General features: G+C 35.0%; 15 protein-coding genes and 1 pseudogene. 10 read left to right on the forward strand and 6 right to left on the reverse strand.

The genetic code is table 11. The features are described 5' to 3' along the window. Positions 1-13 precede the first annotated feature (13 nt). Positions 14-2,518 carry a hypothetical protein gene (locus HCW_RS02560; RefSeq protein ID WP_155802212.1) on the reverse strand — a complete coding sequence of 835 codons (2,505 nt, stop codon included), beginning with the start codon at positions 2,516-2,518 and terminating at the stop codon, positions 14-16. A 199-nt stretch (positions 2,519-2,717) separates the two neighbouring features. Then, the gene (locus HCW_RS02565; RefSeq protein WP_014660661.1) at positions 2,718-3,494 is read right to left on the reverse strand and encodes an outer membrane beta-barrel protein; all 777 of its coding nucleotides are present in this window, start codon (positions 3,492-3,494) and stop codon (positions 2,718-2,720) included. 228 nt (positions 3,495-3,722) lie between these two features. Here HCW_RS02565 and HCW_RS02570 point away from each other — a divergent pair, with 228 nt between their 5' ends. After that, a complete protein-coding gene (locus HCW_RS02570) occupies positions 3,723-4,580 on the forward strand; it encodes an outer membrane beta-barrel protein (RefSeq protein ID WP_014660662.1) in 858 nt (285 codons plus the stop codon). A gap of 45 nt (positions 4,581-4,625) precedes the next feature. Here HCW_RS02570 and traF read toward each other — a convergent pair whose 3' ends face one another. Both traF and ppsA read right to left on the reverse strand, forming a co-directional pair. Further along, positions 4,626-5,978, reverse strand: a complete 1,353-nt coding sequence (gene traF / locus HCW_RS02575; RefSeq protein ID WP_014660663.1) for a conjugal transfer protein TraF — start codon at positions 5,976-5,978, stop codon at positions 4,626-4,628. Between the two features lie 312 nt (positions 5,979-6,290). Further along, complete coding sequence (ppsA, locus tag HCW_RS02580) at positions 6,291-8,711, reverse strand: pyruvate, water dikinase (protein WP_014660664.1); 2,421 nt, start codon at positions 8,709-8,711, stop codon at positions 6,291-6,293. Positions 8,712-8,880: 169 nt separating this feature from the next. On the opposite strand from ppsA, the gene HCW_RS09375 reads away from it, so the two are divergent. The 8 genes and pseudogenes from HCW_RS09375 to HCW_RS02615 all read left to right on the forward strand — a co-directional run. Continuing rightward, positions 8,881-9,036, forward strand: coding sequence for a hypothetical protein (locus HCW_RS09375; protein ID WP_014660665.1), 156 nt, complete (start codon positions 8,881-8,883; stop codon positions 9,034-9,036). A gap of 41 nt (positions 9,037-9,077) precedes the next feature. Further along, on the forward strand, positions 9,078-10,916 hold the full coding sequence (thrS, locus tag HCW_RS02585) for a threonine--tRNA ligase (RefSeq protein ID WP_014660666.1): 1,839 nt from the start codon (positions 9,078-9,080) through the stop codon (positions 10,914-10,916). Next, positions 10,913-11,548 (forward strand): translation initiation factor IF-3, encoded by a 636-nt coding sequence (gene infC, locus HCW_RS02590; RefSeq protein WP_014660667.1) that lies wholly within the window; start codon positions 10,913-10,915, stop codon positions 11,546-11,548. Before thrS ends, infC begins: the two co-directional genes overlap by 4 nt. After that, positions 11,541-11,735 (forward strand): 50S ribosomal protein L35, encoded by a 195-nt coding sequence (gene rpmI / locus HCW_RS02595; RefSeq protein WP_014660668.1) that lies wholly within the window; start codon positions 11,541-11,543, stop codon positions 11,733-11,735. The genes infC and rpmI overlap by 8 nt, the downstream gene beginning before the upstream one ends. Positions 11,736-11,831: 96 nt before the next feature. Then, a complete protein-coding gene (gene rplT / locus HCW_RS02600) occupies positions 11,832-12,182 on the forward strand; it encodes a 50S ribosomal protein L20 (RefSeq protein ID WP_014660669.1) in 351 nt (116 codons plus the stop codon). 193 nt (positions 12,183-12,375) lie between these two features. Further along, positions 12,376-13,197 carry an outer membrane protein gene (locus HCW_RS02605; protein ID WP_014660670.1) on the forward strand — a complete coding sequence of 274 codons (822 nt, stop codon included), beginning with the start codon at positions 12,376-12,378 and terminating at the stop codon, positions 13,195-13,197. A gap of 1,235 nt (positions 13,198-14,432) precedes the next feature. Then, positions 14,433-14,888 carry a DUF1104 domain-containing protein gene (locus HCW_RS02610; RefSeq protein WP_014660671.1) on the forward strand — a complete coding sequence of 152 codons (456 nt, stop codon included), beginning with the start codon at positions 14,433-14,435 and terminating at the stop codon, positions 14,886-14,888. A 251-nt stretch (positions 14,889-15,139) separates the two neighbouring features. After that, positions 15,140-15,721 (forward strand): annotated as a pseudogene (locus tag HCW_RS02615) (hypothetical protein); the annotation flags it as partial. Between the two features lie 1,159 nt (positions 15,722-16,880). Here HCW_RS02615 and HCW_RS02620 read toward each other — a convergent pair. Further along, positions 16,881-18,248, reverse strand: coding sequence for an L-serine ammonia-lyase (locus tag HCW_RS02620; RefSeq protein ID WP_014660673.1), 1,368 nt, complete (start codon positions 18,246-18,248; stop codon positions 16,881-16,883). Then, a complete protein-coding gene (locus HCW_RS02625) occupies positions 18,248-19,486 on the reverse strand; it encodes an aromatic amino acid transport family protein (protein WP_014660674.1) in 1,239 nt (412 codons plus the stop codon). The genes HCW_RS02620 and HCW_RS02625 overlap by 1 nt, the downstream gene beginning before the upstream one ends. A 193-nt stretch (positions 19,487-19,679) precedes the next feature. Between HCW_RS02625 and HCW_RS02630 the strand changes: the two genes are divergently transcribed. Continuing rightward, a complete protein-coding gene (locus tag HCW_RS02630) occupies positions 19,680-21,044 on the forward strand; it encodes a class II 3-deoxy-7-phosphoheptulonate synthase (protein ID WP_014660675.1) in 1,365 nt (454 codons plus the stop codon). Positions 21,045-21,108: the final 64 nt, after the last annotated feature.

Consider the following 21,108-nt stretch of genomic DNA (forward strand, 5'->3'; position numbering starts at 1 on the left):
CTTAAGGGCGTATTTAAGCGCTTGCAACATCATTTAATAACTCCAAGCCTAATTGCTGATTATTTTTTGAATCAAAAATTTGTGGTGGAATTTTTGGGCGTGCTGAGACTATAATTACAGCCAAGGGCTTTAAAATAGCATTGATATGAGCTATACATTCTTGTTTGTTGGGTTTAATGAGTTTAAAAAATTCATTTTGATTGTTTTCTTGTATGGTGCATTCCACCATATTTTGAAATTTTTGTATTTCTAGTTCATTCATGCTAAAAAGCACTACCAAACGCTCCATTTGTGCAAAAAAGACCCTATAAACACGCACAACATCATCTTCAATCATATTGTCCATAGCTTTTTTACCCAAGATACTTGCGCCAAAACCTCCAATCAATCCTCCTATAATAGCTCCCGGAACAGCACCTATCATTCCTCCTATAATGGCTCCTGTCATAGCTCCCCCAGTAGATGCGCTATTAACAACTAGATTTTTAATGACTTGTGAACCCGACATGTTACCTCTAAACATTTTATATACATCAGGGGCAGTTTGCACAGCAATCGTAGCCAAAGCTATTACTGCATTAGAGCGTAAAACATTATTAGCGGCACTGTTTATGCCACTTTTACTCATATTTGCCGTATTCTTGCCACCAAATTCTGCTAAGCTCTTCCCAATTGTGCCACCATTAAAATCAAAAGAAATCATTTTTTCTAAAAAAGTCTTAAGCAGAGGTATTCTTTGGGCTTGCATAGAAATCATAGCGATAGAAAATGACTTAAACGCGCTTTTACTAGCAATAAAAAGAGAGGACTTTAAGGCATCTTTGAGGGTAATATTTTTATTCCTATAGAGTAAAATAGCTACTTGGCATACAAAAGAAATTCCAAAGGCACTTATTGCTGCAATACTTCCTCTATAAGCATCATATTTTAAGCTTTCTTTAGTGCAAAATTTACTAGCATTTCTAGCTTCTTCATAAGTAAAATGCCCTTTTCTAACGATATTTTTAGCTTCAGCTGGGTCTGTTACGCCTTCTATTTTGCCTTGTTTGATTTTTTCTTGCATTAATTCTAGGGCTTTAGAATATTGGTCTTTAGGAACTTCAATTTGTTGGTTGCGATATTTGTAAAACCCATTTTCATCAAAAGCTGCATTAATACTTCGTTGGGCACTAGCACAATATTTAGATTGAATTTCAATGTTATCAACCAGTCTGTCTGCACCATTTTTGGCATTATCATCTCCGATAATACTAGCATCTTTGCCACTTAATATGTCGCTTCTATGATTAAGCAATTCTGCCATCCATCCATGCCCTGTAATGGTATTAGATAGTGGCTTGTAGAGTTCCACCCAATTAGAAGGAACAACAATAGAATTAATGCTTATAGCACTTAGAAGTTCATTAGTTTTATTGAGATTTTGTTGGGTATTACTCTGAATCATTTGGTTGTAAGCCTCTAGACTTTGGTTTGGTTCTAGAATGGGGTTTAATGTGTTACTGATTTTTTCACAAACTTTTTCCACATTTTCACAAGTTTTAGAACAATAAAATTCGCCCTCATAATTTTTATCGTCCATTATAAGTGTGCCACAAGATTGACATGCATTAAAATGGTGCAACATTTTATAAGGCACATAAGTGCAATCCCCTTTGAATATGTAGCGTGCGTAAGGTTGTGTGCCAAGACCTAGGGCGAAATTAGCAAAAACTTCTTTGTTTTCTTTGTCAGAAAAAAGCGTTTTGATTTGCGTTTGAAAATGTTCTAGCGTCTCGTTTTGGTCTGCTTCTTCAACACACAGGTTAAAGTCAGTTTCTAGGACAAGTTTTGCCAAATGAGTGGAGTTGAAATGAGTTTTAGTGTCATTTTCTAAGCTTAGGGAGATGGATTGATTAAGTATACTAGCGCCTATGGGGTGTAGGAGGATTTGTTCTTGTCCTATGGTTGCAATATTTATATTGTAATATTTTGCATAAAATTCACTGATATCTTGTATTATTGTTTGGTATTTGAGTGTATTTTCTTTGTTTAATGCTTGAGGCGGAGTGAGTGAAAATATAAGGATTTTGGCTTGTTCTAAATCCTTGAGTTGTTGCATAAAGGCTTTTGTATCCAATTTCTCAATAGAGAGCTTATCAGCAAGCATCATAATTGCAATAAATAAAACTACCATTTTGATATATACCCAATTTTCTATATCTTGAGAAGTGTTGCAAACCCCAAGCAATAAAAACGCACTAAAAAATAAAGCTATTATGCGATAGATTTGAGTTTTAGCTAATTGGTAACTTTTGCTTGTCTTGAGAACTCTTGCGCGCACAAATTGATTTAGGTTGGAGCCAAAAACAATAGTGCAAGTTTGCACTAAAACAATATTTGAAAAGAATAAAATAAAGGCTTTGTCAAAACTAAAAGCATCTATAAAAGCAAAAGAACCATGAATTTTAAAAAGATTTAAGCTTGAATACCATGCGATAGCACTGCATAATAACAAAAGAAATTTAACTAAAAAATACATAGTCTTCATTATTATAGTCTTAAGAAAATAACTACAAAGTAACAAAGAAATAACTAAGACAACTGGTAGAATAATAGGGTTTAAAGTGTGCATGTATGAACCTTTTAAGTTTTTACAAATATCTAAAAAATAGTTTTTGTAATTAAACTTAAATTAAACTTAAATTAAACTTAAATTAAACTTAAATTAAAGTGGGTCATCAAAACGAAACCAAAATAGAAAAATTGGTTCTCCAATTTTGCGAAAAATGTTCTTTATAGCCGTTATAAGTGAAAGGGGTGTTTTTGATTAGGGGGATTTCAAAACCCCATTGCAAAGATAAATAACCAATGAAATCTACAATCAATCCTATTCTAAAAGGAGCTTGAAAAAAGTTTTTCTTACTTTTAGTAATAATAGCCATTTTATCCACATCGCTGACAATCAACAATTCATCTTTGAGGGCAAATCCAAGATAAGACCTCAAATGATAGGTCTTTTTCTTAACAAGAGTAGCAAAAAAATCTAGCCCTCCGCCATAGCTTTGTGAAAGTATGATTTGAGGGTGCATAATTGTTAGAGAGTGCGAATAAGTATAGGTGCTAAAGAGTCTATAACCAAACTTGGAATGCTTTCTAAAATAATGTTCTAATCCAGAAGTGGCTCTAAAGCCAATACTACCAACAGAAATGCTTTCTTGAGCGAGCGAGTTTGGCGCATTGATAGAATAGTGCATGCGCCCATAAGTGTATCCAAAGCTAAAGTAAAAATTTAAATTTTTCTTTAAGATTTTTTCTAATACTTCTTGGTCTTTTTTATTGAGATTGATTTGCTTATTTGGTTCTTCTTTGAGGTTTTTTTGAATAGTGTTGGGGGTTTTTGTGTTTTCTTTAGGTTTATTTTTAAAGCTATCAATGAATTTAGACCAACTCATTTCCCCACTAAAAGCATGCAAGGTGTTAAAAAGAAACAATAGGGTAAATAAGCTCTTTTTCATCTCTCTATTTCTCTTTTTATTTTTGCTATTTTTAGGGGTGTTTAGATTTCTTATATTAATTTGTTGGTAATAACAATGATTAAAGATAAGCTAAAAATTTTTCAAAAATAAGCAAAAATAGAATGGATTTGACACCAAAGATGAGATTTAAGCAATTTGAAAAGATTTTAAGGTGTTAAATACTAGAATAATAGATTTTGTTTTGATGTTTTAAACTAAAGGAACATGATGAGTTATAGTAATCAAGTTATCTTTCAACAAAAAAAGATAGGCAATAAATTGATAAAGCATTTTAGTCTTGCTCGTATTTTACTAGGTATTTTAGCTTTTAATGGCTTACAAGCTATGGATAGCGCTAAAGAAGATGAAAAAAATCAAGAAAAAGTCCTTATAGACCAAAAGACTAAAAACAATCAGCAAGCCACGCCAAACCACCAAACTACCACGCTAGAAAAAAGCGCTTTTTTTGTTGGGATAGGATATTCTGGTATGGCTAGTGGTTGGGAGGGAATTTTTAGGGTAGGTGCATCTATGCAACCCATTTTAAATGGCTTTAATGTAGAGGCAGGCTATCAACATATCAGTAAGAAATACCCAAATATTGGCGTGAGAGCGGGCTTTATATATTCGTATAAGGCACAAAATCTTACTAAAAACTATCCTATCTATAATTTGAACAATAATCAACCAAATCAGTCCATAGGAATAAGCGGTCTTGGCATCTCTATGAATACCTATAGTGTATTTGTAGATTTTTTGAATGATTTTTACCAAAAAGAAAGATTTTTTCTTGGCTGGTTTTTGGGTGTGGGGCTTGGGGGAGAGAGTGTGAAGTTTAGCCAATTATTTACAAATCCTCACACCATTATGGGCGTAACGCAATTTCAAGGCTTTGGCACTTTAGGTTTGAGAATAGGGGACAAACACCATACTTTAGAGTTAAGCACTTCTATCTATGGAGATGCAGGAAATTGTAGCAATCATAAAAGCAGTTGTTTTAAATTATCTCAAACAAATACAAAAAGCATGTATGGATTATGGGGCATATATATAGCTTGGAATGTAAATTATGTCTATCGTTTTTAATAGGGCTAAAAGGTATTAGCGCTTTTTTAGGGGCAATACTTAGGATTACCAAGTATAGCCCCCACCAATACGCAACGCCACATATTCTGGGATAGCGTAATTATCAAATTTCTGTGTTTTTAAGCTAGATTGTATGGATATATCAAATACTTTATAAAAGCCAATACCACCGGTTAAGATAATGCCATAATCTAAATTATCTCTTGCCATATTTCCCATAGCTCCAAACCTAAAATCAATATACTTAAAATCTAGCATAATCCCCCCACCAGTCATTTGACTCTTTTTAAAAGGCACAATGGAATTATTTTTGGTTAAGTCAAAATCCCACGCTAGAGTTAAAAATTTATAGTGATATGCCAAACCCAAACGCACTTGAGGGTCAATGCGTAAAAATCCATTGTTTGTTCCTAAGCTGAATTTAGGGGCGTTGAGGTATTTGCCTACAAGCCCCAAAGTAAAGCCCTTAATAGAATATGCCCCGCCTAAGTCTAGTCCAAAATGTGAAGTTTTTGGAATGCTATTGAAACTAAAGTTATTCAAAGCATTCATAGAGCCTACTTCATTTAGCATGGTATTAGCGTTACCTTTTAGCCCTATGCCATAGCTTAAACTCCAAATATATTTAAAGGTAATCCCCACACCAAAACGCCCTATTTTAGTATTAAAAGCATGCCCATAACCTAGTGGCACTTCCACCAAAGCTAAGGCACGCACAGCCCCTTGCAAATTGGCATTAGGCGAAAGCATGGAGTGTGCGTTATAATTGGCTTGCGAAGTTTGTGAGAGGTTGATAGAGTGCGCATTGATTTGAGCTTGATAATATGTGTTATTATCATCAATAATAAGTTCTTTATGTTCTTTATCTGTTATAGCGCTTGCCCCTCCAAAGGCACTTCCAAATAGTCCTATTCCAAACGACCCCACGAATTCTTTCTTACGCCCTCTATAATTGTATTGGAAGACAAAGCCATTTTGCGAACTTAGCATAAGCGCATTATTTTGAATGAAATTGTTAGTTGTATTGGCAATTTGCACCACATTATTAGCTTGAGAATTTTCACTAGCATTGATAGTGATGTTTGAATTGCCACCTTGCAGAGCTTGTGCGATGGTTTGATTATTAGAAGTTCTTAGATTGCTTATATTATTTTCTAGGTTATCAATTTCTCCATTAGTAGCAAGGTTTGCAAGGGATAAAACATTTTTTTGCGCTACTTGCGCATTAAAGCTATAGCCAAATTTAGACTTTTCGTCCATATCCAGCAAAGCTGGGTTATAATACAGCGCCCATTGAGATTCTTGCAAGGCTACACCAGCACCCCCTAATCCCATAGACACATTTCCCATGCCACCAAATTCTAAGGCTTTGAGCAAACAAGGAATGAGTAATGCCAAGCTATAATAGCGCTTAGTTACCCCCCCCCCCCATAAAATTAGATTGATTCAACATTAATTCTCCTCATACAATATTTTAGAAATTTTAAAAACAAAATTTTATTCTATCTAAAAATAATTGAAACTTTTTTGATTTTGCAAATCAGTGTTATATAAAATTTAATGTTTTAGTATAAAACAATATTTAAAAATAAGTATTTTAATATATGGTATCATTTATATGACTAAGATTTTTTAATATTCAAAAAGGATTAGGATAATTTCAGCTTTCAAACCCCCTCAATTTGAAAGCTTTTAAAGTGCTATAACGACTTATCTTTTAAGTTCTTTTTCTAATTTGGCTACAGCATTCCAAGTAGAAATCACGCTATCAGGATTCAAAGAAATAGAAGTAATGCCTTCTTTGACTAAAAACTCCGCCACTTCAGGGTAATCGCTTGGAGCTTGCCCGCAAATCCCACAATATTTGTTGTGTCTTTTGCAAGCCTCAATCGCTCTTTTAAACATTTCTAGCATAGCCGGGTTTCTTTCATCAAAGATGTGGCTGACTAATTCGCCATCTCTATCCACGCCTAAAGTAAGCTGTGTCAAATCATTTGAGCCAATAGAGAAACCATCAAACAAACTTAAGAAATCATCAGCCAAAATGACATTAATGGGTAATTCGCACATGATATAAATTTCTAGCCCATTTTTACCGGACTCTAAACCATTTTTTCTTAGAATTTCTAAAACTTTTTTGCCCTCTTCAATAGTGCGTAAGAAAGGAATCATTACTTTCATGTTGGTTAATCCCATTTCTTCTCTAACCATTGCTAATGCCTCGCACTCCCAAGCAAACGCCTCGCAATATTGCTCTGAATAATACCGACTTGCACCCCTATAACCAAGCATGGGGTTTTCTTCATGGGGTTCATAGCTAGAACCTGCTAGCATTCGCATGTATTCGTTAGATTTAAAATCGCTTGTGCGAACGATTACAGGTTTAGGATAAAATGCCGCACTTATCATGCCAATGCCCTCAGCGATTTTTTTCACAAAGAAATCCTTAGGGTTAGCATAGCCTGCCATTAAGTTTTCAATTTCATTTTTTTCTTTTACTGGCTTTTTATGGTGCAAATCCACTAAAGCTAAGGGGTGGGCTTTAATTTGATTTAAGATAATCATTTCCATTCTAGCTAATCCCACGCCATGATTAGGAAGTTGAGCAAAGCCAAAAGCCTTTTCAGGGTTTCCAATATTGACATAAATTTTAGTCTTTGTCTCTTCCATATTGGAGAGCTCTACACGCTTGATTTCATAGGGGTGGATTCCTGCATACACATAGCCCTCTTCGCCCTCTGCACAAGAAACGGTGATTTCCATGCCGGTATAGAGCCTATCAGTAGCCCCACTAGCCCCAACAATGGTAGGCACGCCAATTTCTCTAGCCACAATAGCAGCATGGCAAGTGCGCCCCCCACGATTTGTAATAACCGCACTTGCTTTTTTCATGCAAGGCTCCCAATCAGGGTCGGTATTATCGGTTACTAGAATTTCACCCTCTTTAAAGGTATTCATATGTTCTAGGTTATTAATAATGCGCACTTTTCCTGAGCCAATCTTGCTACCAATAGCTCTGCCTTGTAAAATAATTTCTTTTTTCTCATTAGAGTTTGTGAATTTAAATTTTTCAAAAACTTGACTGCTTTCTTTGCTCTTTTGACTTTGAACGGTTTCTGGGCGAGCTTGCACGATAAAGATTTCTCCACTATCGCCATCTTTTGCCCATTCTATATCCATAGGGCGATAAGCACCCGCCTCTTTGGTGTAATGCTTTTCAATCTCAATAGCGTATTTAGCTAAAGTTAGCACATCTTCATCATCTAATGAAAAGGATTGTAATTCTTTTTTAGTGGTTTTAATGTTTTTAGTAGGGTGTTCGCTCCCTCTTGGAGCATAAACCATTTTTTGAAATTTATTACCTAATTGTCTTTTGATGATAGGGCGTTTATTTTGTTCTAAAGTTGGCTTAAACACATAAAATTCATCAGGATTTACCGTCCCACCTACGACATTTTCGCCTAATCCCCAAGCTGAAGTGATAAAGACAGCATTTTTAAAGCCTGTTTCTGTATCAATAGAAAACATAACCCCTGCACTGCCTTTATCAGAGCGCACCATTTTTTGCACCCCAACACTTAGTGCGACCTTCAAATGGTCAAACCCACGACTAGCTCTATAGCTAATCGCTCTATCTGTAAAAAGTGATGCAATACAAGATTTAATGTAATGCACTAATTCGGTTTTGCCTTTAATATTCAAATAAGTGTCTTGTTGACCGGCAAAAGACGCATCGGGCAAATCTTCTGCCGTAGCGCTTGAGCGCACCGCTACATCAGCCTCTTTCATATTATATTGTTTGCTTAAAATCTCATAAGCTTGAAAAATTTCATCTCTTAAATCACTAGGAAAAGGTGTGCCAAAAATAAGCTCTCTAATCTTTTTAGAACGCACTTTTAGCACATCAATTTCAGTCGCATCAACATTTTCTAAAAGCTCTACAATCTTTTGCTTAGCCCCACCTTGCTCTAAAAGATACCAATAAGCCTCACTAGTGATTGCAAAGCCATCGGGCACTTTAATACCAATAGGCACTAATTCTTGAAACATCTCGCCAATACTAGCATTCTTTCCCCCAACTAGATTCACATCTTTATTATTCAGCTCTTTGAAAAATTTGATGTAGCGCATAAACTTCCTTAATTCAAACCAAGTTTTAAAAATTTTTAGAAACCCTAAAATCGTAATGATAGCACATGAGACTTATTTTTTGGTTTTTAGATATATCAAAGTTAAAGTGTTTTTATAGTTTATGTTTTTTGTTGTATAATGTTAGTTTTATATATTTGGGGTTGGGAGCTTGTTTGAAGTGCTTTTTATCAACAAATGGATTTTAGGACTTCTTTTGGTTGTTTGTGTCGCTTGTTTGCAGAGCTGTTTCCAACCCATGCATGACCCAGAGGCAGAGAAACCAGACGCTCAAGTGCAGTGTGGCTTTGGCTCAGGAAGTTGCTGATATAGAAGTTGCTAATTAAAAATGGAGTAAAGAATTTTTAGATGAGTGCGGAACTGATTGCCGTTTATAAAGATAAGCAAATAATAGATTTAGAGAGTGCGAAAGTCTTAGGACTAAGCGATGGGATTAAGGCGCTTGGGGACTCAGAGCCGATATATTTTGATGATTCGCCTTTAGCTTTAGAAGTGATTAGGCATTCGTGTGCGCACTTGCTCGCTCAAAGTTTGAAAGCCCTTTATCCGGATGCAAAGTTTTTTGTGGGGCCTGTGGTGGAAGAAGGGTTTTACTACGATTTTAAGACCACTTCAAAAATTAGCGAAGAAGATTTGCCTAAAATTGAAGCTAAAATGAAAGAATTTGCGAAGTCTAAACTAGCTATCACTAAAGAGACTTTAACTAGAGAACAAGCCCTAGAGCGTTTTAAGGGCGATGAATTAAAACATGCCGTAATGAGTAGGATTAGTGGCAATGAGTTTGGTGTGTATAGACAGGGCGAATTTGAAGACTTGTGTAAAGGACCCCACTTACCAAACACTCGCTTTTTACACAGTTTTAAGCTCACTAAACTCGCTGGAGCCTATCTAGGTGGCGATGAAAAAAATGAAATGCTAATTAGGATTTATGGCATTGCGTTTGCTTCTAAAGAGAGCCTAAAAGATTATCTTTTCCAAATTGAAGAGGCTAAAAAACGAGACCATAGAAAGTTAGGCACAGAACTAGGGCTTTTTAGTTTTGATGATGAAATAGGGGCGGGCTTACCCTTATGGCTACCTAAGGGAGCAAGACTTAGAAAGCGCATAGAAGATTTGTTGAGTAAGGCGTTACTTTTAAGAGGCTATGAGCCTGTAAGAGGCCCTGAGATTTTAAAAAGTGATGTGTGGAAAATCAGTGGGCATTACGATAATTACAAAGAAAATATGTATTTTACCACCATTGATGAGCAAGAATACGGCATAAAACCCATGAATTGTGTGGGGCATATTAAAGTTTATCAAAATGCTTTACACAGCTACAGAGAATTGCCTTTAAGGTTTTATGAATACGGCGTGGTGCATAGGCACGAAAAAAGTGGCGTGTTGCATGGGCTTTTAAGAGTGAGGGAGTTCACCCAAGATGACGCTCATATTTTTTGCTCATTTGAACAGATTCAAAGCGAAGTGAGTGCGATTTTAGATTTTACACATAAAATTATGAACGCCTTTAATTTTAGCTATGAAATGGAGTTATCCACTCGCCCCACTAAATCCATTGGCGATGACAAAGTATGGGAGAAAGCCACAAACGCTCTTAAAGAGGCTCTAAAAGAACACCATATTGATTATAAAGTTGATGAGGGTGGGGGGGCTTTCTATGGGCCTAAGATTGATATTAAAATTACAGACGCCTTAAAACGCAAATGGCAGTGTGGCACGATTCAAGTGGATATGAATTTGCCTGAACGCTTTAAACTTGCTTTCACTAACGAGCATAACGAGGCTGAGCAACCGGTAATGATTCACAGAGCGATTTTAGGCTCATTTGAAAGGTTTATTGCAATTTTAAGCGAGCATTTTGGTGGGAATTTCCCATTCTTTGTCGCACCCACTCAAATTGCTCTTATTCCTATTAGTGAAGAGCATTATAATTTTGCCCTAGAGCTTAAAGAAGAGTTAAAAAAGCGTGAGATTTTTGTAGAAGTGCTAGATAAAAACGACAGCTTGAATAAAAAAGTGCGCTTAGCTGAAAAACAAAAAATCCCTATGATTTTAGTTCTAGGTAATGAAGAAGTAGAGACAAAAATTCTATCTATTAGAGATAGAGAAAAGCAAACCCAATATAAAATGCCCTTAAAGGAGTTTTTGAACATGGTTGAATCTAAAATGCAAGAGGTTAGTTTTTGAGTAAAAACGAAGTATTGTTAAACGAAGATATTAATTTTAAAGAAGTGCGTTGTGTAGGCGATGATGGCGAAGTGCATGGCATTATTTCTTCTAAAGAGGCATTAAGCATTGCTCGCAATTTAGGATTAGATTTAGTCCTTATTTCAGCGAGTGCTAAGCCTCCTGTATGTAAGGTCATGGATTATAATAAATTCCGCTATCAAAGCGAAAAAAAGATTAAAGAGGCTAAGAAAAAGCAAAAGCAAATTGAAATCAAAGAGATTAAGCTTTCTACTCAAATCGCACAAAATGATATTAATTATAAAGTCAAGCATGCTAGAGAGTTTATTGAATCCAATAAGCATGTGAAATTCAAAGTAGTCTTAAAGGGTAGGGAGAGCCAAAACCCTAGGGCAGGACTTGATGTGCTTAATAGGGTATGTGAGATGATGCAAGATATAGCCAACCCTGAAAAAGAGCCAAAGACTGAGGGGCGTTTTGTATCATGGATGTTTGTGCCTAAAAAAGACCAAGAAACTAAAAATTCTAAAACAAAGCAAAACCACAAAGATGCTAGTAAAGTTCAGGGCGAAAAGGATAGTCAAACCCCCTTTAATAGCATTAACCTTATGAAAGGAGAAAATCATGCCTAAAATGAAGACTAATCGTGGTGCTTCAAAGCGTTTCAAAGTTAAAAAGAACTTGATTAAGCGTGGCAGTGCTTTTAAAAGTCATATTTTGACTAAAAAAAGCCCTAAGCGTAAAGCTAATTTGAACGCACCAAAACATGTGCATCATACCAACACGCATTCTGTCATGTCCTTACTTTGTAAAGCATAAGAAGTTTGGTTGTTAAGCATAAATCCCCTTAAATTTTTAAGGGAAAGTCGTTTTTAAGAAAACGCACCTAAAATACATTAAAAGAAAGGTAAAGAAATGAGAGTTAAAACAGGCGTTGTGCGCAGAAGACGCCATAAAAAAGTCTTAAAACTCGCTAGAGGGTTTTATAGTGGCAGAAGAAAGCATTTTAGAAAGGCGAAAGAACAACTTGAAAGAAGTATGTGCTATGCCTTTAGAGACCGCAAACAAAAGAAAAGAGATTTTAGAAGTTTGTGGGTTATAAGAATCAATGCAGCTTGCAGAATGCATAATACGAGCTATTCACGCTTTATGCATGCTCTAAAGTTAGCTAATGTTGAGCTAGATCGCAAGGTTTTAGCAGATATGGCTATGAATGATATGCAAGCGTTTGTAAGTGTGCTAGAGAGTGTTAAAGAACATTTATAGAACTAAGATATTTAGGGGGTTGAATATAAGAGAGATTTAGCTAAGCTAAAATCTTTCTTATTTAAGAAGTTAAGTTTTTGCTTGTTTTGTGGGTAAAAACTATTTTTAATCAAAAACCAAGTAAAATTATAGTAAAATCCAACTTTGAGACTCAAAACAGAGAACAAGAGAACAATGTAGAAGGAAGGAATACATGAAGAAAACTTTCGTAGCGAGTGTCATCTCTCTAGTAATGGCAAGCGTATTGTCAGCCGAGATGCCTACAAAAAATAGTGCGGTTGCTAAGTCGTCTAAGAGCAAGTCTAGCAAGGGTGAGAGGAATGCGGCTTTTATAGGGATTGATTATCAATTAGGTATGTTAAGCACTACTGAGCAAAATTGCTCTAAAGCTACTTGTGATACAGATCCAGTCGTTACTCCCGGCAAAGGGGTAAGTTGGGGTAGCACAGGAAGTATTTATAACAAGGCTTTGACAAATCAGCAATACGCTATCAATGGCTTTGGCTTTATGACAGGATACAAGCATTTCCTTAAAAAAGTCCCTATGTTTGGTTTCCGCTATTATGCGTTTTTTGACTTTGCGAGTTCATACTATAAGTATGATGTGTATGGGGCTAATTATGAATACACTCGTCATGGCGCACAAAACTATATGTTTGGCTATGGTGGTGGCACAGACATTCTTTTCAACCCTGCGATTTTCAATCGTGAGAATTTGCACTTTGGCTTTTTCTTAGGGATTGCAATTGGCGGAACTTCTTGGGGTCCAATGAATCATTACTATAAGGATTTGGCTCATACATATGGCGGAAGACTTGCTACTTCAAACTTCCAATTCTTAGTTAATGGTGGGATTCGCTTAGGCACTAAGCATCAAGGCTTTGAGATTGGTCTTAAGATTCAAACCATTAGAAATAACTATTATGTTGCCAATGCTGCCCCTTATGGCGAGCCTTTTAGAGCAACATTCCATCGTCCTTTTGCGTTCTATTGGCGCTATATTGTAAGCTTTTAAAAAAGCATTTTTAAAAGCAACGACACTTTTTAGCCCTATGAGCGCTAAAAGGTGTTTGTGGAAACAAAAGTTTTATGAAAGTAGGGGTTGTGCTAGGGGGAGCATAACCACAATCAAGGCTATCAGCACTTCTTCAAATATCCTTATAAAATGTCTTAGTTGGTTTTTAAGAATTGTAGCTCTAATGCGATGATTTTTAAGAGCATTTTAAAACATACTCTCAAAAAAACATGATTTATTTTTCTTATAGTTCTTTCATTGGTCTTTTATCTTTTAAGAAAGCTTAAGGTTTATTCTATGGTTGAGATTTGTTGATTGTAAAAATTTTCTTAAGAAAGGGTTTTTAAAGGCTTATGCCTTGCTTTTTGCTGATTAAAGGTGTGTTTAAGTGCTTTTAAAATTAGATGTTAATTATTCATTTTATCCTTATTTTCTTATAGTTTTTAAAGATAGCAAAACGCTAGATATGCTTTTGAGATTTTTAAACTTAAGAGGGCGTTTAAGTTTTTTATAGTTTTATATCAATATTTAATAAGAATAGAGTTAGTCTCAATATATTGTTAAAACAGAGCTTTGTTTTATTAGTGAAATCCTTGTGGCTAACCCTTGAATTAACTCTAGTTTTTTGTTTGCATAGGTTTTAGATTTTAGTAAAGAATATAGTGGGTTTAACCTATTTGCTTGGCTTTAGTTTTTACCCATATAGTTTTATATCTTTTCTTTTGCTTACTTGTATTAGTGTTATATTTTGTTGTTTGAGGGGTTTAATCTTTGCTTTTATCTTTTTATCAGATTTTATTGATATTCTATTTTGTCGTTTTTATCTCTAAAAACTCAATTTTGATTTATTTTATTGCTTTTATTTATTTGGAGGGGGGTTGCAAGGTTTGAAAGGGTGCTTTTATTTTAAGTGTATTGTTTTAAATAATTAGAGTTCTAGCTTATAGGAGCACAGGGAGTTAATGCGAATTTAAAATCAAAAATTGATAAAAAGTTTTTGATTTCTCTTGCCTAATTCACAAAATTAAAAACTCCTTTGTATGGTAAAAATTGTAAAAAAGTAAACAATTTCTAAGCTATTTTTAACTCCATAAATGCTATAATTTTGTTAGTATCATACTTTGTTAGTATCATACTTTGTTAGTATCATACTTTGTTAGTATCATACTTTGTTAGTATCATACTTTGTTAGTATCATACTTTGTTAGTATCATACTTTAAATGGGAGTGTTTCTATGAATAAGATGGTATTGTCGGTATTTTTATTTGGATTACTAGGCATTTCTTTGAGTGCGAGCGATTTTAAAAGCATGGATAACAAGCAACTTGCTGAACAAGCAGGAAAAGTGTCTCCAGAAGAGATTCCACAATTTCGTGCAGAGGTTCATAAGCGCTTGCAAGCTATGAATGAAGAAGAGCGCAAGGCATATAAAGCGCAGTTTAAAGATGCTATTGGTAAGAATCTAGGCGCTTTAAGCGAAGATGAGCGTAAAAAGCGTGAAGAAGAAATTCTTAAGGTTATTGCCAATAAGAAAAAGCAAATGACCATGAAAGAATATCGTAAGAGAGAGTTAGATTTACATAGTTGCACTTGTGAGGGTCCTTTCCATGACCACAAAAAGAAAGAATACCAACAGCATAAAAAAGCGCATCATAAACACCACGAAGATTCCAAGCAACACAAAGATTAAAATATCTTTATGGTGCGTTTGGTTTAAGAGTGGGACTTAAAGTAGTATTAGCTCAAGATTTTTGAGATTTTTTGATATTTTTTGTGTGTTTACTATTTGAATTATGGTAAAATTTAGCAAGACAGCAGTCCCTTTTTAAAAGGGATTTTTTATTGAGCTAGTTCTAAGTTATTTTGTTTTGTGAATACTTGTAAAAAGTATTATTTTATTATGATGTTTTTTAAATTTCAATTTTTTGTGAGGTCTATGTTATGGCACGGATTTTAGTTTTTTTAATGATGGGTTCTTTACTATGGGCAGATGCTACAATTAGCACTACAATTGACCCTAATGTAATGTTTTATGACAATTCCACAGGGAATGTCAAAAAAGACCGCAAGAAAGTTTTAAAAACTATGGTTAATTTGGAGAAAGAGAGAGTTAAAGGTTTCAACAAATATTCTGAAACCAAAATGAGCAAAGGCGATTTATCGGCTTTTGGAGCTTTCTTTAAAGATAGTTTAGAGAGTTGTGTAAAGCAAGGTATTTGTTATTATGAAACCAAAGATGGAAAAGTGTCTTTCGTTGTTAATGATAGAGAGAAGTTTTACAAGCATATTCTTCAAGACTTAGGAACAGAGCTTTCACTTCCTTTGTTTAATTGGCTTTATAAGGGTTCTGACTTTGGCGCATTGCATGAACAATTTGGTGATATGTATGATGGCTATATCAAATATTTGGTAAGCATGGTTAGAATAAGTCAAAAAGAGAAAGAGAAAAAGCTTAATGCAAGCGTTCTTAAAAAAGAAGAAGAGCAAGCTAGAAAGCAAACTGAAGAGGCTATCGCTAAGAGAGAGGGTATTAGCAAGAATGTTAGCACAACTAAGAGTGCTCCTAGTGTGAAAGAAAGCACCCCTAAAACAACTACTTCGCATACTACTGACACTAAAAAACATAAGTAAGCACCACGCAAAAAGTTGTAAGAAAAGGCACATAGCTGAATAACTAAGAAGTCTCAAAGGAGAAGTGATTCTTCTTTTGGGGTTTTCAAGATTTGAACGAGAGTCTAGCGCTACCTTAATAAAGCATTAATAATAAAATCTATAACTAAAAATGCTTGTAATAAATCAAATATTTGTTTTTGCTGTAATTTGAATCAATGTTTTACTCTATTCCTATTGAGTGCTGATAATAAAATAAAAGAGCTTTAATAATAAAAGCCTTTAGGGCGATAGCTTTGTAAGCTTTGTAAAGTTAAGGGTTTTTTAAAGCAAGAGGGAATGATAAGAGTGGTTTGAGTTAGCAAGCATTTTCAAAAGCATTAAAGGCGTTTGATAAAAAAGCACTCTAAAAAAGAGTCTTAAAAAGTTTTTAGTTGTTGGCTCTATTCTAATTGTGTATGGATAACTAAAATAAAAATGCTTTTAGCGTTTTTAAATCAAATAGCAAAAAGGGCTTGATATAAGTTAAGCAATAATAATTTAAAGCGTTATTAGAGGGTTTGGGGCGTTTAAAAAGCACTTAATATGCTTTTTATAATCAGTGAATAATGCGATAGCATTTATTAACCCTCTGTCCCCCTTAAAAAATAGAAGAGTTTAAGTTAATAAAAATATCTAAAAAATGAAATTCAAAAAGAATATAAAAGCAACTTAACAGCGTTTTTAATTTGAATGCTTGTAGAAAAAATAGAATTGATTTTTATCAAATATCTTTAAAATCAACACTCAATCAAAAAAATAGAGCCTTTTATTTTTAGGAAAACCCTGTTAAAACATTGTATTGATAGATTATTTTCTTTATTGAGTGATTAAATTTTTTAAAAAAGTTCTTTTTGATAAGATAAACAAGTGGGGTGTAGTTTTCCTCTTAATAACTATTTTTTAGACTTAAGGTCTATTTTACAATCTTAAAATTTAAATTATTTTAAGTATCAACACTTTGTTTAAATAGAGCCTTAAGAAAGTTAATTGAGTATTAAGGGTGGCATTTTATACCAATAAAGCTATTTTATTAGCATTTAATGGTTTTAGCCAACCCTCCTAGAGAAGTCTCTTTATATTTGGCGTCCATATCTTTTCCGGTAGCTCGCATAGTAGCAATGACTTCATCTAAACTCACCTTAGGCTTATAGGCATCTTCTAGGGCAAGTTTAGAGGCACTAATCGCTTTAATCGCCCCTAAGACATTCCTTTCAATGCAAGGGATTTGCACTAAGCCTCCTACAGGATCACATGTTAACCCTAAATGATGTTCCATAGCAATTTCACTAGCTATTAAGATTTGTTGCATTGTAGCTTGATATAGGCATGCTAATCCTCCAGCAGCCATAGAGCTTGCCACGCCAATTTCAGCTTGACACCCAGCCTCTGCGCCACTTAATGAGGCATTTTTCTTATAAAGATAGCCAATAGCAGAGCAAGTGAGCAAAAAGTCATTGATAGCAGTTTGTGATAGATTTTCAAACAAATGATTTTGAGCGTATAAAAGCACGCTTGGCACAACCGCACATGCGCCATTAGTAGGGGCAGTTACCACCTTGCCTCCACTCGCATTTTCTTCAGCAATTGCACGAGCATATAGTGAAATATAATCAATCAAGGCTAGGGGGTCATTCCCATTTTTTGGGTGTTTTTCTAAGCGTATTTTAATGCTTGGGGCTAGGCGTGTAACTTGCAAGCGACCGGGCAAGTAAATCTCTTTAGAATTAGCGCCATTATGATAGCATTCAAGCATGACTTGATAAATTTTAGTCATCACTTCATCGGGGTGATTTCCTAAGGCAATTTCTCTTAAACGCACAATCTCAGCAATGCTTTTTTGGTGCATTTGGCATAATTCTAACAATTCCTTAGCGCTATTAAAATCATAAATATTTTTTTGACACAAGTCTTTTTCAAGGGATTGGTCTAATTCTCTTTCTGTATAGACAAAGCCCCCACCGGTAGAATAGTAAGTTTCTTCTTTTAAGAGTTCTTTATTGGCGTTAAAAGCTTGCAAAACTAAGGCATTTTCATGCCTAGATAAACGATTATCATCAAAGATTAAGTCCTTATCGTAATCAAAATTAATGGCTTTTTTATTAGCAAGCATTAGGAGCTTATTTTCTAAAACACTATACAAAATAGCTTTCTTTGTGTTTATATCTAAGCTATTGGCACAAATGCCATGCAAGCCAATTAGGACTGCCTCATCGCTTAAATGCCCTTTTCCGGTTAAAGACAATGAGCCATGCAAAGTGATTTGAATGCGCTCTACTTGCTCTAAAACATCTTTTAATAATTCACAAAATCTAGCTCCAGCCTCCATAGGTCCTATGGTGTGTGAAGAGCTAGGTCCAACGCCGATTTTAAAAATGGATAAAATAGAAAAACTAGCCATTAGAATAGTCCTAAAAACACACTTAAAGCACTCAAGCTCCCTAAGACAAATACAAAAATATCTGCTTTTAAGTTTCTAAAACGCTTTAATGCGGGAATGGTGTAAAAAGCTATCATAGGCATGACAAAAAGAATGAGTGCAATAATAGGCCCGCCTAAATTTTCAATAAAATCTAAGATATTAGGGTTGATATAAGCTACAAGTGTGATAGTGAGCCATAAAAAAATCGTGGTGCTAACGCTCAGAGCTTTAGAAGGTTTTTTTATTTTTAAGCCTTGTGTAATAATGCCTTCTAAACCTTCTTTTGCTCCATAATAATGCCCCAAAAAAGATGAAAAAATCGCTAAAAAAGCCACGATAGGCCCAGCATAATTGATTAAAGGATTGTTTAAAGTGTTAGCAAAGTAGCTCAAAATGGGGATATTTTGTTCTTTTGCTTTGATAAAATCATCAGCACTCAAGCACATAATGCAAGAAAGCACAAAAAACATCACAAATCCTAAAAGCATAAAAGATGCTCCTAATTCAATTTGATTGAGTTTATACTCTTTGAAAGCACCATATTCTTTTTCTACATTTTGAGTAAAGGTTGAAATAATAGGGCTATGGTTGAACGAAAACACAAGCACCGGTAAGGTCAGCCAAATAGCTAAGATAAATTCTTTAAAACTTGGCATAACAAAGAGATTAGAGAATTGCCAATAAGGCATAAGATACACAGAAAAGAGAAGTAAAATCAAGCATAAAGGATAGACTAGAGCGTTACAAATGCGTGTAACAATAGTGGCATTAAAAGTCATTACAAGCATCATTAAAGAAACAAGAACAAAAGCTAGTAAGCCACGATTAAAAGGCTCTAAATGTAATTGATTGGTAAAAAAGTTATCAAACACATTGGTAATGCCTACCCCATAAGCCAAACAAATAGGATAAATCGCAAAGAAATAAAGCAAAGTGATAGCAAAACCCCATTTAGCGCCAAAATGTGAGCGAGCTACCATAGTAATATCTTCGCCATTTCTTGAGCCAATAAAATAGGCTAACGCACGATGACCTAGCCAAGTTAAAGGAAAGATAATGGCAAACATTGCTATGATTACCCATATTCCATGCCCACCAGCTCTAATAGGTAAAAATAAAATTCCAGCCCCAACGGCTGTGCCAAAAAGTGAGGCAATCCAACGAATATCAAACGCATTGAGTTTTTTATAATTTTTTGGAGTAGTATTTTCTTGCATATTTGGTGTTACCGCCCTTTTAATAGTTTTTAAGAGTCGCTTTTTATTGTATCACAAAGATTTTCTAATTTTTAGGCTTGGTGTTAGTTTTTAAAGCCTTTATAAGAGACATGTTTTCTAAAGTTTGCATTTTAATAGAAACTCTTTCAAGCTATAATAATGGTTTTTAAAAATTACATTAATAGGTTTAAGCATGCCACACACAACAACTTGGTCGCCAGATTCTTGGCGCAATTTCCCTATAGAGCAACACCCTATCTATAAAAATAAGGAAGAGTTAGAGAGGGTTAAAAAAGAATTACGCTCTTACCCACCTTTAGTGTTTGCTGGTGAAGCTAGAAACTTGCAAGAAAGATTAGCCCAAGCCATTGACAATAAGGCGTTTTTATTGCAAGGGGGCGATTGTGCGGAGTCGTTTTCTCAATTTAGTGCTAATAGAATTAGGGACATGTTTAAGGTGATGATGCAAATGGCGATTACTCTTACTTTTGCTGGCTCTATGCCTATTGTTAAAGTGGGGCGCATTGCTGGACAATTTGCTAAGCCTCGTTCTAGTGCGACTGAAATGTTAGATAATGAAGAAGTGCTAAGTTATAGGGGTGATATTATCAATGGGATTTTAAAAGATGAAAGAGAGCCAAAGGCTGAACGCATGCTTAAAGCCTATCATCAAAGTGTAGCGACCTTAAATCTTATTAGAGCCTTTGCTCAAGGTGGGTTAGCCAATTTAGAGCAAGTGCATCGTTTCAATTTGGATTTTGTCAAAAATAACAACCAAAAATACCAACAAATCGCAGATAAAATCACGCAAGCTTTGGGATTTATGCAAGCTTGTGGGGTAGAGATAGAGCGCACACCCATTCTTAAAGAAGTGGAATTTTACACAAGTCATGAGGCATTATTGTTGCATTATGAAGAGCCTTTAGTGCGTAAGGATAGTTTGAGTGATAAATTTTATGATTGTTCTGCACACATGCTTTGGATTGGCGAAAGAACTAGAAACCCTAAGGGCGCTCATGTAGAGTTTTTAAGGGGGGTTGAAAATCCTTTAGGGGTAAAAATAGGGCCCAATGCGAGTGCGAGTGAAATTTTAGAATTATGCGATGTTTTAAATCCGCACAATATTAAGGGGCGTTTGAATTTGATTGTGCGTATGGGTTCTGAGATAATCAAAGAGCGTTTACCTAAGCTTTTAAGGGAAGTTTTGAGAGAAAAACGCCATATTTTATGGAGCATAGACCCTATGCATGGCAATACGATTAAAACGAGTTCGGGGGTTAAAACAAGGGCTTTTGATTGTGTGCTTGATGAGGTAAAAAGCTTTTTTGAAATTCATGAAAGCGAGGGGAGTTTAGCATCTGGGGTGCATTTGGAAATGACAGGAGAAAATGTTACAGAATGTATCGGTGGCTCGCAAGCGATTACCGAAGAGAGCTTGAATTGCCATTATTACACGCAATGCGACCCAAGACTAAACGCTACTCAAGCCCTAGAACTAGCCTTTTTAATTGCTGATATGCTCAAAAAACAGCGTGCTGTTTTAGTAGAGAAACATTAAAAGGGGAATTAATTTACTTTTAACGCTTTTAATTTTATAATACGCTATACCCTATGAGAGGAGC

It is taken from the genome of Helicobacter cetorum MIT 00-7128 (assembly GCF_000259255.1).
Taxonomy (GTDB): Bacteria; Campylobacterota; Campylobacteria; order Campylobacterales; family Helicobacteraceae; genus Helicobacter; species Helicobacter cetorum_B.

Bases quoted from the DNA above. Each gene is read 5' to 3' on its own strand.
- HCW_RS02630 (WP_014660675.1), top strand. From the start codon at position 19,680: ATGCCACACACAACAACTTGGTCGCCAGATTCTTGGCGCAATTTCCCT.
- HCW_RS02620 (WP_014660673.1), bottom strand. From the start codon at position 18,248: ATGGCTAGTTTTTCTATTTTATCCATTTTTAAAATCGGCGTTGGACCT.
- HCW_RS02560 (WP_155802212.1), bottom strand. From the start codon at position 2,518: ATGTATTTTTTAGTTAAATTTCTTTTGTTATTATGCAGTGCTATCGCA.
- HCW_RS02625 (WP_014660674.1), bottom strand. From the start codon at position 19,486: ATGCAAGAAAATACTACTCCAAAAAATTATAAAAAACTCAATGCGTTT.
- thrS (WP_014660666.1), top strand. From the start codon at position 9,078: ATGAGTGCGGAACTGATTGCCGTTTATAAAGATAAGCAAATAATAGAT.
- HCW_RS02605 (WP_014660670.1), top strand. From the start codon at position 12,376: ATGAAGAAAACTTTCGTAGCGAGTGTCATCTCTCTAGTAATGGCAAGC.
- ppsA (WP_014660664.1), bottom strand. From the start codon at position 8,711: ATGCGCTACATCAAATTTTTCAAAGAGCTGAATAATAAAGATGTGAAT.
- rplT (WP_014660669.1), top strand. From the start codon at position 11,832: ATGAGAGTTAAAACAGGCGTTGTGCGCAGAAGACGCCATAAAAAAGTC.
- HCW_RS02570 (WP_014660662.1), top strand. From the start codon at position 3,723: ATGAGTTATAGTAATCAAGTTATCTTTCAACAAAAAAAGATAGGCAAT.
- HCW_RS02565 (WP_014660661.1), bottom strand. From the start codon at position 3,494: ATGAAAAAGAGCTTATTTACCCTATTGTTTCTTTTTAACACCTTGCAT.
- rpmI (WP_014660668.1), top strand. From the start codon at position 11,541: ATGCCTAAAATGAAGACTAATCGTGGTGCTTCAAAGCGTTTCAAAGTT.
- HCW_RS02610 (WP_014660671.1), top strand. From the start codon at position 14,433: ATGAATAAGATGGTATTGTCGGTATTTTTATTTGGATTACTAGGCATT.